Source organism: Halorientalis brevis (genome assembly GCF_023077655.1).
Window position 1 is genome coordinate 609,283 of record NZ_JALLGV010000005.1, and the last position, 12,712, is coordinate 621,994.

The 12,712-nt window shown below is 64.1% G+C and carries 19 protein-coding genes and 1 other RNA gene; 10 read left to right on the forward strand and 10 right to left on the reverse strand.

Going from position 1 to position 12,712, the window contains the following annotated elements; translation table 11 throughout:
• Positions 1 to 101: 101 nt before the first annotated feature.
• The 3 genes from MU553_RS15090 to MU553_RS15100 all read left to right on the forward strand — a co-directional run bounded on the left by MU553_RS15090 (position 102) and on the right by MU553_RS15100 (position 2,202).
• Positions 102 to 947: a geranylgeranylglycerol-phosphate geranylgeranyltransferase gene (locus tag MU553_RS15090; protein WP_247378839.1), complete on the forward strand. Its 846-nt coding sequence runs from the start codon at positions 102 to 104 to the stop codon at positions 945 to 947.
• A gap of 165 nt (positions 948 to 1,112) precedes the next feature.
• Positions 1,113 to 1,748 carry an RAD55 family ATPase gene (locus MU553_RS15095; RefSeq protein ID WP_247378841.1) on the forward strand — a complete coding sequence of 212 codons (636 nt, stop codon included), beginning with the start codon at positions 1,113 to 1,115 and terminating at the stop codon, positions 1,746 to 1,748.
• A 43-nt stretch (positions 1,749 to 1,791) separates the two neighbouring features.
• A complete protein-coding gene (locus tag MU553_RS15100; protein ID WP_247378844.1) occupies positions 1,792 to 2,202 on the forward strand; it encodes a CoA-binding protein in 411 nt (136 codons plus the stop codon).
• A 37-nt stretch (positions 2,203 to 2,239) separates the two neighbouring features.
• On the opposite strand, the gene MU553_RS15105 is transcribed toward MU553_RS15100, so the two are convergent.
• Positions 2,240 to 2,557, reverse strand: a complete 318-nt coding sequence (locus MU553_RS15105) for a DUF5798 family protein (protein ID WP_247378847.1) — start codon at positions 2,555 to 2,557, stop codon at positions 2,240 to 2,242.
• 91 nt (positions 2,558 to 2,648) lie between these two features.
• On the opposite strand from MU553_RS15105, the gene MU553_RS15110 reads away from it, so the two are divergent.
• A complete protein-coding gene (locus MU553_RS15110; RefSeq protein WP_247378849.1) occupies positions 2,649 to 3,044 on the forward strand; it encodes a DUF7548 family protein in 396 nt (131 codons plus the stop codon).
• A 58-nt stretch (positions 3,045 to 3,102) separates the two neighbouring features.
• Positions 3,103 to 3,420, forward strand: an RNA gene (gene ffs / locus MU553_RS15115) — signal recognition particle sRNA.
• A gap of 269 nt (positions 3,421 to 3,689) precedes the next feature.
• On the opposite strand, the gene MU553_RS15120 is transcribed toward ffs, so the two are convergent.
• Both MU553_RS15120 and MU553_RS15125 read right to left on the reverse strand, forming a co-directional pair.
• On the reverse strand, positions 3,690 to 3,992 hold the full coding sequence (locus MU553_RS15120; RefSeq protein WP_379814985.1) for a DUF7344 domain-containing protein: 303 nt from the start codon (positions 3,990 to 3,992) through the stop codon (positions 3,690 to 3,692).
• Between the two features lie 128 nt (positions 3,993 to 4,120).
• Positions 4,121 to 4,807: a helix-turn-helix domain-containing protein gene (locus tag MU553_RS15125; protein ID WP_247378853.1), complete on the reverse strand. Its 687-nt coding sequence runs from the start codon at positions 4,805 to 4,807 to the stop codon at positions 4,121 to 4,123.
• Between the two features lie 223 nt (positions 4,808 to 5,030).
• On the opposite strand from MU553_RS15125, the gene MU553_RS15130 reads away from it, so the two are divergent.
• Both MU553_RS15130 and MU553_RS15135 read left to right on the forward strand, forming a co-directional pair.
• Positions 5,031 to 5,231: a hypothetical protein gene (locus tag MU553_RS15130; RefSeq protein ID WP_247378855.1), complete on the forward strand. Its 201-nt coding sequence runs from the start codon at positions 5,031 to 5,033 to the stop codon at positions 5,229 to 5,231.
• A gap of 105 nt (positions 5,232 to 5,336) precedes the next feature.
• A complete protein-coding gene (locus MU553_RS15135) occupies positions 5,337 to 5,576 on the forward strand; it encodes a hypothetical protein (RefSeq protein WP_247378858.1) in 240 nt (79 codons plus the stop codon).
• Positions 5,577 to 5,873: 297 nt separating this feature from the next.
• Here the strand turns inward: MU553_RS15135 and MU553_RS15140 are convergent, their stop codons facing one another.
• The 3 genes from MU553_RS15140 to MU553_RS15150 all read right to left on the reverse strand — a co-directional run bounded on the left by MU553_RS15140 (position 5,874) and on the right by MU553_RS15150 (position 7,395).
• Positions 5,874 to 6,776: a mechanosensitive ion channel family protein gene (locus MU553_RS15140; protein WP_247378860.1), complete on the reverse strand. Its 903-nt coding sequence runs from the start codon at positions 6,774 to 6,776 to the stop codon at positions 5,874 to 5,876.
• Positions 6,776 to 7,024, reverse strand: coding sequence for a YhbY family RNA-binding protein (locus MU553_RS15145; protein ID WP_247378862.1), 249 nt, complete (start codon positions 7,022 to 7,024; stop codon positions 6,776 to 6,778). Before MU553_RS15145 ends, MU553_RS15140 begins: the two co-directional genes overlap by 1 nt.
• An 86-nt stretch (positions 7,025 to 7,110) precedes the next feature.
• Positions 7,111 to 7,395 (reverse strand): ribonuclease P protein component 4, encoded by a 285-nt coding sequence (locus MU553_RS15150; RefSeq protein ID WP_247378864.1) that lies wholly within the window; start codon positions 7,393 to 7,395, stop codon positions 7,111 to 7,113.
• A gap of 93 nt (positions 7,396 to 7,488) precedes the next feature.
• On the opposite strand from MU553_RS15150, the gene MU553_RS15155 reads away from it, so the two are divergent.
• The 3 genes from MU553_RS15155 to MU553_RS15165 are packed head-to-tail and all read left to right on the forward strand — an operon-like array spanning position 7,489 to position 9,875.
• Positions 7,489 to 8,553: a glycosyltransferase family 4 protein gene (locus tag MU553_RS15155; RefSeq protein ID WP_247378866.1), complete on the forward strand. Its 1,065-nt coding sequence runs from the start codon at positions 7,489 to 7,491 to the stop codon at positions 8,551 to 8,553.
• A 28-nt stretch (positions 8,554 to 8,581) separates the two neighbouring features.
• Positions 8,582 to 9,685 carry a glycosyltransferase gene (locus MU553_RS15160; protein ID WP_247378868.1) on the forward strand — a complete coding sequence of 368 codons (1,104 nt, stop codon included), beginning with the start codon at positions 8,582 to 8,584 and terminating at the stop codon, positions 9,683 to 9,685.
• 52 nt (positions 9,686 to 9,737) lie between these two features.
• On the forward strand, positions 9,738 to 9,875 hold the full coding sequence (locus MU553_RS15165) for a hypothetical protein (RefSeq protein WP_247378870.1): 138 nt from the start codon (positions 9,738 to 9,740) through the stop codon (positions 9,873 to 9,875).
• Between the two features lie 128 nt (positions 9,876 to 10,003).
• Here MU553_RS15165 and MU553_RS15170 read toward each other — a convergent pair whose 3' ends face one another.
• Genes MU553_RS15170 through MU553_RS15185 form a run of 4 tightly spaced genes read right to left on the reverse strand, consistent with a single transcriptional unit; the run spans position 10,004 to position 12,672 of the window.
• Positions 10,004 to 10,456 (reverse strand): hypothetical protein, encoded by a 453-nt coding sequence (locus tag MU553_RS15170; protein ID WP_247378873.1) that lies wholly within the window; start codon positions 10,454 to 10,456, stop codon positions 10,004 to 10,006.
• Between the two features lie 48 nt (positions 10,457 to 10,504).
• On the reverse strand, positions 10,505 to 10,822 hold the full coding sequence (locus MU553_RS15175) for a DUF8060 family membrane protein (RefSeq protein WP_247378876.1): 318 nt from the start codon (positions 10,820 to 10,822) through the stop codon (positions 10,505 to 10,507).
• The gene (locus MU553_RS23795) at positions 10,819 to 11,847 is read right to left on the reverse strand and encodes a DUF7490 domain-containing protein (protein ID WP_247378879.1); all 1,029 of its coding nucleotides are present in this window, start codon (positions 11,845 to 11,847) and stop codon (positions 10,819 to 10,821) included. The genes MU553_RS15175 and MU553_RS23795 overlap by 4 nt, the downstream gene beginning before the upstream one ends.
• A 60-nt stretch (positions 11,848 to 11,907) precedes the next feature.
• Positions 11,908 to 12,672, reverse strand: coding sequence for a DUF2797 domain-containing protein (locus tag MU553_RS15185; protein ID WP_247378881.1), 765 nt, complete (start codon positions 12,670 to 12,672; stop codon positions 11,908 to 11,910).
• Positions 12,673 to 12,712 lie beyond the last annotated feature (40 nt).

Genomic DNA, 12,712 nt, shown 5'->3' on the forward strand with positions numbered 1-12,712 from the left:
TCGGTTCTCACCAACTATGCTGGTACCTGTCGTGGCGGTGGCCAACCCGGCCAGTGAATCGTATCGGGTACTTTATCACACGCACCTGGCAGTATCCACGCATGGGGACGGTCGAGCGTGGTCGCGGGCTGGTCGAGCTAACCCGTCCAGTGAACTCGATTGCGGCTGGCGTGCTGACGTTCATCGGCTCGTTCGTCGCCGCAGACCAGGGGTTTCCGGTCGGTGCGGTGGTCGCCGCAGTCGGGGCGACGATCCTCGCGACGGGGGCTGGGAACGCCATCAACGATTACTTCGACCGCGAGATCGACCGCATCAACAATCCTGAACGGCCGATCCCACGCGGCGCCGTCTCACCGCGAGCGTGCCTGTGGTTTAGCATCGGCCTGTTTCTGACGGCGGTCGTACTCGCACTCGCGTTGCTCCCACCGTTGGCGATCGCGATCGCCGTGGTCAATCTCCTCGCGTTGATCACCTACACGGAGTTGTTCAAAGGATTACCCGGCGTCGGGAACGCACTGGTCGCGTATCTGGGCGGGAGCACGTTCCTGTTCGGTGGAGCTGCAGTGGACAACGTCGAGCCGACGATCGTGCTGTTCGTGCTCGCTGCGCTGTCGACGCTCGCCCGGGAGATCATCAAGGACGTCGAGGACGTGGAGGGCGACCGGGAGGAAGGGCTGAACACACTCCCGATCGCGATCGGCGAACGGCGAGCCCTCCAGTTGGCCGCGGGCATGGTAGCCGTCGCGGCGGTCGCGAGTCCAGTGCCGTATCTAACCGGGACGTTCGGGCTGTCGTACCTCGTGGTAGTTCTCCCGGCCGACGCGGTCATGCTGTACGCCGGCTACGAGGGGTTTTCCGATCCGACGGCTGGCCAGTCGCACCTCAAGTACGGGATGTTCCTCGCAGCACTGGCGTTCATCGTGGGCCGGGCCGCAGCGCTGGCGTGAGCAGGGAGTCCGGAATCGCCCGGCAGGCGGCCGAAACGGGGGCGGTCACGGGCAGGGTCGACACGAAAGCATATATGTGTGGCTGAGGCACATGAGTGTAGAGATAATTCGACCGCGAGAGGGGACGGTATCCGCGGGGTCGGATTCCTTCAGTGAGGACTTTCCATGTACGAATTGGGTTCGGATTTCGGAGACGCGACGGTAGACCCCGGCACTAACCTCCTCGTCGCTGGCCCGCCGCTGACTGGCAAGCGCGAGCTGGCGATGCGAGCACTCGAACGGGGATCGAAAGCGGGAGAGGGGTCACTCATCGTCACGACCAGAGACAACTCGAAACGGATTCAGGAGGACTTTCGGTCGATTCTGAGCGATCCAGAGGCGGCGAACCTCGGAATCGTCGACTGCGTGACGAAACACCAGGGGCAGTCCGTCCGGGACTCCGAGGTCGTGAAATACGCGTCGTCACCGGTGGACATGACGGGAATCGGGATCAAGTTCTCCGAGTTCGTCGAGGAGTTCTACCGCGACCGCAACGTCACGAAGAATCGCGTGATGCTGGATTCGCTCTCGACGCTGTTGCTGTACTCGAACCTCCAGACCGTCTTCCGGTTCATGCACGTGTTCACGAGCCGCATCGAGAACGCTGACGCCATCGGCATTCACGTCATCGAGTCCACGGCACACGACGAAGAGACGATGAACACGCTCAAGCAGTTGTACGACGGCGTCGTGCGGACCGACGAGGATCGGAACGTCTCACTGCAACTGCCCGGCGTCGACACGAGCGCCGTCGGCCCCTGAGTCCGGCAGTAGTCTTTTCTCCCGGGGACGACTCCGAGTAGCCATGCCCGTCGACAACGACGCCGAGCTCAGCGCGATACTCGATCTGGACCCGATCGCCGTCGTCGGGTGTTCGTCAACGCCGGGAAAGGACGCACACGAGATCCCTCGCTACATGCAGGACCACGGCTACGAGATCGTGCCGGTGAATCCTTTCGCCGACGAGATTCTTGGACGGACCGCGTACGACTCGCTGGCCGCAGTGGACGAGGAGATCGAGCTGGTCGACGTCTTTCGGCCGAGCGAGGAAGTCGCCGGCATCGTCGACGAGTCGCTGCAACGGGACGACGTCGAGGCCATCTGGACCCAGCTCGGGATCAGCGACGACGAGGCGGCCGCGCGGGCCGAGGCTGCCGGTCGTCGCGTCGTCCAGGACAAGTGTCTCAAGGTGGAGCACCGACGGCTGAAGGGCTGAAAGGAGCCGAACGGCCGCTCCGTTCGCGCTCGAGAGGTTAGTCCTCGGGTTCGGCCGCAGTGCCACCGGCGGCGTCGCTCGCTTCGGTCGCCGACTCGTCCGCGTCGGCCTCTTCGATCGCGGCGTCCGCGAGGACCTGGTCGACGTCGATCCCTTCCTCGGCTGCGAGTGCTTCGAGCAGGGCGCGCTGTTCGTCGAGTTCGTGGTCCATGCGGTCGACCGACTCGCTAGTCTTGTCGACCTTCGCTCGGAGGTCCTCGACCTGTTCGCGTAGTTCGTTCAGTTTCGCGTACGTTTTCTCCGCCGAGTCGACTATCTTCTGAATCTTCTTTTTCGTGTCGCCGAGTCCGACCATACCGGTCATTCTGCGTGGAGGATTGTGGCCGTTTCGGCTGCTGGTCGGCGAGAACGCCGCGATTAAGTCCGGTGGGGCCACAGACCGAGGTATGGACGATCTTCGGGTCGCGCCGCTCGTCGGCGTCGTCGCTTCAGTCGGGTTCCTGATCGCGTTGGGTGCGCCGTACGTGCTAACCGATTCGACCACGGGCGTGAGCGCGTATTACGCGTCCGGGGCGATCAATCCGCTCCTGGCGGGACTGTTCGCACTCATCACGATCATCGTCTTCGCCGCAGGCCGCGAGGGACGGACCGATCCCGAACTCGCTGCCGGCGTCGCACTGGCGCTCGGGACGTTCATCGCGATCATCGCTCTCGCCTGGGCACTGACGGTGCGCGTCGATACAGTCGCGATCACGTCGAACCATCGCTGGGTGGTCACGGCCGTTGCGGCAGCCGTACCGGCCAGTGCGGCCTGGTTCAGTCGCGCTCTCGGGGTCCTGTAAGTGAGGGACGGGGCGCTCCCGGTTCCGAAAGGCCCTTAAGTGGCTCCGAAGTATGATCGGATGGACTAGGTCGGGCAGTTAGGCCCTGCTCACAACCCGCGTTATGGTCTTTAGCGGGGACCGAAGCTCGGGGGCGTCCGGTCAGACGGGCGTGGGCCCCGCAAGCCAACTTCGAAGCCTCGTCCTGCGGGGGCGGCGGTCCCCGATGGTTCGCCTGCAGGGGCGGCCCATCGCGGTTAGCCGGGGACAACCCGCCAGGCGCGGAAGCGAGCAACGGATCCCTGGACACCCGTCGCTCGTAGGGTCGCGGGGTGGAGGAGGTGCGCGGGCTTACCCACGTCCGAACGCCGGGCAAACCCGGGGTCCGCATTCATCTGAAATTTTACTGCAATAGGGGTATCCTCGCTCGGTAACACTCGCTGCGATACCCTATTTGCAAAAATGTAGTACAAAAGCGTCCCGGACGCTCGGCCTGCGGCCTCACGTCCGGTGGACCGCGCTCCCTGCGGTCGCGCGGACGCCGGTGCACAGTACAGGCTGGTGATTGCGAACGCTGGTCGCCAATATCCACCTCATCTGGCAAGAAAGGCGTGCGAGAGACAGAGCGTGTAGTCCGCAGAGTACGCGCGATCTCTTTTGAGAGCGTTAGAACGTGTCGGGAGGGATCTGTTCCCTATTGTTGCGGAGTAATCGAACCACCGGTTCGATTTCTTCCCAGTTTGACCCCTTTACGATCGTTCCGTGGTCCCTGTTCCACCCAATGTAGTCCATGTCGTCGAGTCTTGGAAGATGGGTGTGGATGAGCTGAACCTCTAGTTTCTCGTCCTCTCGAGGATCGTTCTTCGCGACGACTGCTGATAGTTTCACGGGATTGTGATCCAGTAATAACACAAGTATATGCCGCCGCGCTTGGTCCCGGAGTGCATCTGCAACTTGATCAAACCCCATTCTAGCTCTCACATGCGTACAGAGGTTCCCCACCCGGTTCCCTTCGGTGCATGGTAGACAATGTCGCTAATCAATCGCACCCGTGGCGGTGATCTGCACGCCCCTTTCGAGGCGGGCTGTTGAGACGATCAGGATTCCTGGGTTGGCTCGAACTCCTCCGTGAGTTCCTCTTCCATCATGATGAGCGTGTTTTCAGTGAGTGTCTCGATCGCACGGCGTAGTCGCTCTGTCACGGCCTGATCCGAGATGTCAAGATCATCGGCCAGATCCTGCGTTGACATCCGTCGCGGGATCGAGTAGTAGCCACCGTGGACAGCGCGTATGAGCGTTTCACGCTGGGCTTTTGTCACCCCGTACCACATACCAGTCCCCGGCCGAACGGGATTGTACACGCGTCCGACTTCGAGGGGGACGTGGGCGTTCGAGCAGTATTCTTGAAATCCACTGAGCGTCTCGTGGGTTGGAAACCGAATCTCGAATTCCCACGTGTCGGTCGTTCCGGTGGCGCTCAGAAGCTGTCCTTCGAGTTCGATGATGCCCTGAAAGAAGACGTCGCGGGCCACGTTCCAGTCCAGTGAATACAGTCGCTCGCCGTCGTGTCGCGTCATCTCGATAATGCGGTCGACCGACGGATGATTCTCGACGTTTTCCTCGAACGATTCGCGGACCTCGTCGCTCACCGAGAAAAACGGGACGGCTTTCTCACCCAGCGGGACCATGTTTTCGAGCTCGATCGTCCCACCGACTTCCAATTCGAGGATCCGACCGAGCTCGAACGAGCTGGCTGGGATCCGAAGATGCGCGATGACGGCCATTCCTTGCTAGAAAGTCGGGTCCGAGACGGGTAAATATGGCTGGCCTGGTGTACCATCCCCGACTAGGCAGCATGGTGTACCATGCAGAACGGCAGACATATGGTCGTGGCACCCCTCTAAATTACTGGACCGAATGCCCTGCGCGAAGTGTGACCCTGGTGGTGTTGATGTGGTCGTGGCTTAGCCCCCATATCTTCGGGTTGAGGATCGTGGCCCATTCACCATGACACGCGATCAATTTCATGACGTTTCGATCTCCAGTGCTGCCGAGTTCGAAGCTGTACTCGCCGAGGCAGTCGAGAAGGCCATCAAGGCTGACGTGGACGTCCGCGGTGCCTGGGAGTTTCGAACGCGAGGATCGACACACGACTGGGAAGTAGAGATCGTCGAACTGGCGAAGGATTTCGACGACGAAGACGAATAGCGATAACTGCGAGCCGGGGGTGATATCAACGGGGCCAGGGACTCTCGCGGACGCCGCCGCGAGTTTTCGGACAACCGTTATTCAGTTGGCGATCCTATTCTGAGCATGGATGAGTATACGGCCGTCTTCGATATCGATTCGAAAACGGACGCGTACGCCGTCAAGCGCCTGATGAACCGTCTGTACGATTCGCTCCGAGAGGAATCCCGGACGCGACGCGAGGGGTCGAACGATTCGACGGAGATGTTGGCGCAGTTCGAGACGATCCGCGATGCTGCGCGAAGGCCAACGTCCGGTAGATTGACGTTGATATACGAGTCTCAGGACGAAGAATTTGAAGGGTGAACGGACGCTATAGTATTGGTTCTCTGCAGGATACGCGCTCTGTATTCAGCAACCAGCTCACACCAGTATTCACCTCTGATAGAATTCATAGCGGTCAGTGGGCACACGCATTGAGCAGATTTTTCGGCCGTCCGTTTGCCGAGCGCCGAGCGGGAGGCAGTACACCCGTGCGGTTGAATCCGGCTTAGAACCGTTAAACGCCGGCAGGAGAAGTTCTGACGCGCTCTCAATGTCGTGGGAACAGGGTTTGCTCAGGGTGACGCCCAGGTCGGGCAGTGACCGAGGACGTGAAAGAGATCAGTCGTCGGCCGCCGGCTCTGCGAGCGCGTCCACGTTCGAGAGTTCGAGGCCGCCGCCGATGGTCCGGTTGGGATACGGCATGTTGATGTCTTCGGCGTCGAAGCGCTCCTTGACCGCCTGGACGTACTCGCCGCGGGTCTTGACGAAGTCACCGCGCGACGGGTTGTCGATCCAGATACGGGACTGCAGGCCGACCGAGGAGTCGCCGAGTTCGACCAGGCGCACGGACGGCGCGGGGTCCTCCATGATCTCGTCGTGGGCCTCGGCTTCCTCGACGATGATCTCGGTGGCTCTGTCGATGTCGTCGTCGTAGCCGATGCCGAAGACGAACTTGAGACGGAGTTGCTCCTTGGCGACGGGGTTCTTGATGACGCCATCGGTGAGCACGGAGTTCGGCACGGTCAGGAGTTCGTTGTCGAACGTGCGCACGCGGGTGACCCGGAGGCTGATGTCCTCGACGACGCCGGACTGGTCGTCCCACTCGATCCAGTCGCCGATGCGGAACGGCCTGTCCGTGAAGATGAACACGCCGGCGACGAAGTTGGCGATGACGTCCTGCATGGCGAAGCCGATGGCCAGCGTGGCCGCCGCCGCGACGGTCGCGAGCGACTGCAAGAAGTCGCCGTACCCGGCGAGTGCGAAAGCGACAGACACTGCGACAAAGACGATGAGGATGCGCGTGATCTTGACGAGCGGTTTCCGCGCGTGGGCGTCGAGTCCGCGGCCGTTCAGGACGCGACTGATCAGCGGACTGACGGTGAGCCGGCCGACGAAGTACAGGGCGAAAAAGGAGACGACGAACGTGATCGCCGACCCGATGGCGCCGGCGAACTCGCCGGGGACTCCAGCTCGGGTGAGGAGTTCGGCGACTACTGTCGACCCGGTCTGGAGCGGGACCATTACCGCTCTAGCACCGCCGTGTGCCCCCGGGTCCTGACGAGGTCCGCGTTGACGGCCTCGGCGAGGTCTTCGGCCAGTTCCTCGGTCGTGGTCCCGCCCCGGGACGCGCGGAGGAACTTCACCTTCACGAGGTTCCGTTCGGCGAGCTGGTCGGAGAGTTCGTCGACGACTGCGTCGATACCGTTCTTGCCCACCCAGACGGTCACGTCGAGTTCGTGAATCCGCTGGCGGCGGTTCTGATCGGTCATCTTGTAGAGACGTGATGTGGCGGGGCCGTTAAAGGCTGTCCCAACTGGTTTGGGAGGCACGGCAGCAAGTCGCGAGGTGCGGCCAGTCAGTACGGATACCGAGTGTGTGCCCCACAGTCACAGGTGATCACGACGTGGCCGTCCTGCGTGCGGACCCGAGCGTTCGTTCCCGGGACGAGGTACGCGTCACAGCGGTCACAGGTGAAGCGCTTGAACTCGCGGGGGAGCGAGAGTCGGTTGCGCTCTGCGACCCGGCGGGCGCGGCGCACGTACTCGCGGGAGCGGTCGAGTTTGTCGTCGATGGTGGCCTCGCGTGCACGCTCCTGGAGGCGCTCGATCCGCTCGGCCGCGATGGTCTCCTCGCTGGGCATGGCAGGGTGTATCTGGCTCCGAGGCGCAGGCCAGTATAGGTTGCGCTCGGGCGTTCCGGTAGGATTTTCCCCCGAGGGGGTCTCGCCCCGCCTGTGCGCGCGCTCAACTACCTCGAACTCGAATCGCAACTCGACCGGAGCGGCATCGGCACGTCGGTCGACCAGCAACGTGCCGCACTCGCCGAAACCGACATCGAGGTGCTCACCTCGCCCTGGGCCGGCGGGAGCCCCGGCGACGGCCTCAGTGCCGCGCTCGCCGGCGACTGCCCGGTGGCCGACTTCGACGTCGCCCACTGCAACATGATCGGTCCCGGCACGGTCGCAGTTGCCCAGTACGCGCGCCGCAACGACGTCCCGCTGGTGCTCCACTCCCACGTCACCAAGGAGGACTTCGCGGAGAGTTTCCGGGGATCGAACTATCTGGCCGGCCCGCTCGGGCACTATCTCCGGTGGTTCTACTCCCAGGCAGACCTCGTCCTCTGCCCCAGCGAGTACACGAAACGCACGATCGAATCCTACCCCGTGGACGCGCCGATTCGCCCCATCAGCAACGGCGTCGACCTCGAATCACTGGAGGGCTACGAGGACCTCCGCGAGGAGTACCGCGAGCGGTTCGACCTGGAGGGAATGGTCGTGTTCGCCGTCGGGAACGTCTTCGAGCGCAAGGGGCTGACGACGTTCTGCCGGCTCGCCCAGGAGACCGACTACGAGTTCGCCTGGTTCGGTCCGTACGACTCGGGGCCACACGCCTCGAAGACCGTTCGCAAGTGGACGCAGAACCCGCCCGAGAACGTGACGTTCACCGGCTGGGTCGACGACATTCGGGGCGCGTTCGGCGCGGGCGACGTGTACTTGTTCCCGACGAAAGCCGAAAACCAGGGCATCGCCGTCCTGGAAGCGATGGCCTGCGAGAAGGCGGTCGTCCTGCGTGACATTCCGGTGTTCGAGGAGTTCTACACGCACGGCGAGGACTGCCTGAAGTGCGAGACGAGAGACGAGTTCCGGGACGCCCTCGAAGAACTGGCCGCGAACCCCGACCTGCGGGAGCGACTCGGGAAAAACGCACGGGCGACCGCTGAGGAACACGGGCTCGAGCGGGTCGGCAACCGACTGGCGAACATCTATCGGGAACTCAGTGATGACAACGCAACGCATTAAGCCCCGGTCCGAAAACAGGGGGACAACGATGCCCACCGTTGCCGTCTTCACCGACACGTATCTGCCGACGGTCAACGGCGTCACGTACACCGTCAAGACCTGGCGCGGTCGGTGGGAGGACCGCGGTGGCTCGATGCCGGTCGTCTATCCCGGCGCCGACGACTACGACCCGGCTCCCAACGAGTTTCCCGTCCGCTCCGTCTCCTTTCCGTTCTACGACGGGTACCACGCCGCGCTGCCGTCGATTCCCGAGGAGATCAACGGTGCAGACCCGGACCTCGTCCACACGCACACGCCGTTCGTCATGGGACTGGCTGGCCTCCACTACGCCCGCACGCACAACGTCCCGCTGGTCGCGTCGTATCACACGCCGACCGCCGAGTACGCCGACTACATCGCCGAGGGATGGCTCCGGCCGCCGGTCGAGAAGGCAGCGAAGGCGTACGAACGGTGGTACATGAACCGCGCGGAGATGGTCGTCGTCCCGAGCGAACCCGCTCGCCACCACCTCCGCGAGATGGGGGTCCGGACGCCGATCGAAGTCGTCCCGAACGGCGTCGACACAGACACGTTCGCTCCGGTCGACACCGAGCAGTTCCGGCGGGAGAACGACCTGAACACGGGCAAGCCACTCGTCGGCTACACCGGCCGCCACGGCTACGAGAAGCAACTCGATCTCATCGTCGAGGCGACCGACGGGATGGACGTCACGGTCGTCTTCGGCGGGGACGGCCCGGCGCGGGACCACCTGGAGGAGTTGGCGGCCGACTCGGACGCCGACGTTCGGTTCCTCGGCTTCCTCGACCGCGAGGACATGCCCGCGTTCTACTCGTCGCTCGACGCCTTCGCGTTCCCGAGCCCAGTCGAAACCCAGGGACTGGTCGCGCTGGAGGCCAACGCCTGCGGCACGCCGATCGCCGCCGTCGACGCCGGAGCGCTCTCGGACACGGTCGACACCGGCGTCACGGGCTACCGGGCACCGCCCGGAGACGCCGACGCCTTCGCCGACGTCATCGAACGCACGATCGCCGAACGCGAGACCCTCCGGGAGAACTGCCTGGACCGCCGCGAGCAGATCAGCGTCGAACACGCCGTCGACGTTCTCGACGACGTGTACGACATGCTGTTGTGAGTGACAGCTACCTAACAGTTGTTTGTAGCTGATTCGACACCATAGATAGCCAATGGCAACGCCCTCCATGCGTCAAATCGGGTTCAGCGTCGCACTCGCGTTCGTCCTCCTGGTCGCGGGACTGCCCCACGCCGCGAACACGAGTCGCGACAGATACGACTCCGAACGCTGCACGGAAATTCAGTACTGAAGCCACACTGACCGGCCGACTTCGCCAGCCGTACGTAGCCGAGTTTAGCGTGCGCCAGGCCAGGAAAACGGGTGACTACAGGGGATAACGGTACTCGCGTAACGAAGGCGAACGCCTCCGGAGAACAGTTAGTTTTCGAGCGCTTCGGCGATCCGTTCGAGGGTCCGTCGGACGTCGTGGACCTCGTCGCGGAGTTTGCGCACTTCGCGGACCATCTCTTCGCTGCTACCGCTGGACTCCTCGCGGCCGCGGCCTTCGCCACCGGGACCGCCCGGACTCATGCCGCCGGGGCCGCCCGGACCCATGCCGCCGGGGCCGCCACCGCCACCCATCATGCCGCCCATCATCTGTGCGAAGGGGTTGCCGCCGCCCATGCCGCCGGGGCCACCGCCACCGCCCATCATCTCTTCGAGGCGCTCCTCGCGGGAGCGCTCGGCGTCGTCGCCCTCGCCTTCTTCGGCGCGCTGCTGACGGATTTCCTCGACGCGCTCGCGGAAGGACTTCCCCTCGGATTCCGATTCCTCGCTGCCGCTGTCTGCTTCGGCCTCGGTGTCGGCGTCTGGAGAGTCGTCGTCTGCCATGGGAACGGGTTGGCGATGCCATCTGAAAAGGGTTGTCGTGTCTGCTGGTCACGTCGCCATCCGACGGACGAGCACAGAGAGCCCGACCGCACAGCCGAGGACGACGGCGAGGTTGAACGCGGCCTGGAAGACGGGGACGAAATCGGGAGCGACCCAGATGCCGATCGCGTTCGACGCCGAGAGGTAGAACCGAACCGTCGCGGTCAACGCGAGGAGGAGCAACGTGGCGAACGCGCCCCAGTAGAGGTAGCGAGTCGCGTCTTCGCCCACGAGACCACCGTCGCCGGGGTCGGGGAACTGAGACTGGTCGTCGTCGGTCGAATCTGGATCGGAGTTTGCCATGGGTTCGGAGTCAGCGTCGGTCATCGATCATCACCTCGTCGGGCGAGGAGGAACAGTCCGCCCAGGAGGCCGACGAGCGCCAGACCGGGACCGAATCCAGGTCCGCTGCCGGAGCTTTCGGGTGTCGGCGTCTCGCCGTACTCGTCAGGGGAGCTATCGGGTCCGCCGGTGTTGCGCTGGAAGTCCCCGACTGCCAGCCCGACTTCCCGCCGGGTCTGATTGACGGCGATCGTCTCGGAGGGATCGAGATTGGCCGCCGACCGCGCCGTCGCGACGATGACGTCGCCCTTCCAGAGGACGGCGTCGAGGTAGTAGTTGTAGTTCGCGGGGACAGTCAGCGTGGCGTGGGGGGTGGCCGTCGAGCCCGCCGGGATCTGACCGGCACGGACGACTTTCTCCGCGGCGAGGATGTTCGAGTCGGCTTGCCGGGCTTTCAGGACGAGTCGCATGTCACCGGACGGCGAATCACCGCCGTTGGTGAGATACGTCGAGACGTTCAGCGTCGTCTCACTGTCGGTCGTCGAGTCGATGGCGTACTCGATGACCGGCAGGGCGTTCGAGCCGCCGGCGAACTCGTGGAACGCGACGTTCGTTTCGGCGTAGCGCGGGACCAGATTGCCGACGCCCTCGACGGACGTCGACCCCGAGGAGCGCCGCTCACCGTCCCGGTAGACGACGGTGTCGATTCGATAGCCACCGGTGCGGTCGACGGTGAGATTCGCGGTGACGGGGACTTCGCGGTCGTCCGCGAGCCGACCGACGTCGACGGTTCGAGTCGTCTCGACCAGTCCCGACTGACGGCCCACGGCTCTGAAAAACACCGTCACGTTCTCGGACGGACCGCCGCTATGCTGGACGCGCGCTTCGACCGACAGCGGCACCGTCTCACCGCTGACCGCGCCGTGGGAAACCGCCATGTCCTGGAGCTGGAGGGCGTCGCGGTCGTCGGTCTCCGGCTCGGCGATGACGCCGGGAACGACGCTCGCGACCAGCAGGGCGATCAGAACGACGGCGACGAACCCGCCGACGAGCGGCCATTCTCGTTGCACGACCTGACCGACGAAATCGTCGTATATGTGTCTTGTGTGAGAATTGCCACGTTCGGCCGGCTAGCCGAACGCGCCGAGGCTGGACTGGAGGTCGCGATCAGTGCTCCCCTCGGTGCATTCGTAGCCCACGAGGTCGCGCATGTCCACGGCGTAGGTGCTGCCGCCATTGTCGAGCACGAGCACGCGACCCTGCGTGCCTCGGACCGTGCCGGTCAACAGCGTCTCCTCGACCGGGCGGTCCGAGAGGCGCAGTCCGTACTCGAAGTCGAACCGGTCGATGACGTCGAAGTCGGCCAGCAGGCCCTGCCAGGCCTCTGCGTCGACCTGGCGGTGGAGCCCGTCGATCTTCGTCGGCACCCGGACCCGGTCGACGAGGTCCATGGCGATCTCGGCCTCGAGTTGTCGGGCGACCCGGCCGTCTTTGACGGTGTGAACGTGGGCCGCTCTGTCGGCCCCCTGCTCGCGCAGGCGGGTTTCGAGTCGCCAGGAGCGCGTGACGCCCACCTTGAACGTCGCCGGAGCGAAGGCCGCCAGGTAGACGGCGTGTTCCTCCCGACAGGACGGCAGCGGGAGATCACAGGTGCCGACGCACCGGGCACAGGCCCACCGGCTGGTGTGTTCGTCGCAGTAGGGCGCCCCGTCGTTGGCACAGGCCTCGTGGCGGCCGTCCTGGATCGAGCCGGCACAGTGACGCTCGTCCAGGGTGGAGGCGAGTTCAGTTCCCGGCGTGAGGACCTGGCGGTCGAGGCCCTCGTCAGTCGAGAGCAAGAGCGCGGGATCGCCCTCGTCGTCGCCAGCACCGGTGTCGTACCCGACGATTTGCACGCCGAGGGCTACGAGACCGGCCCTAAAAATCACTTCCGTC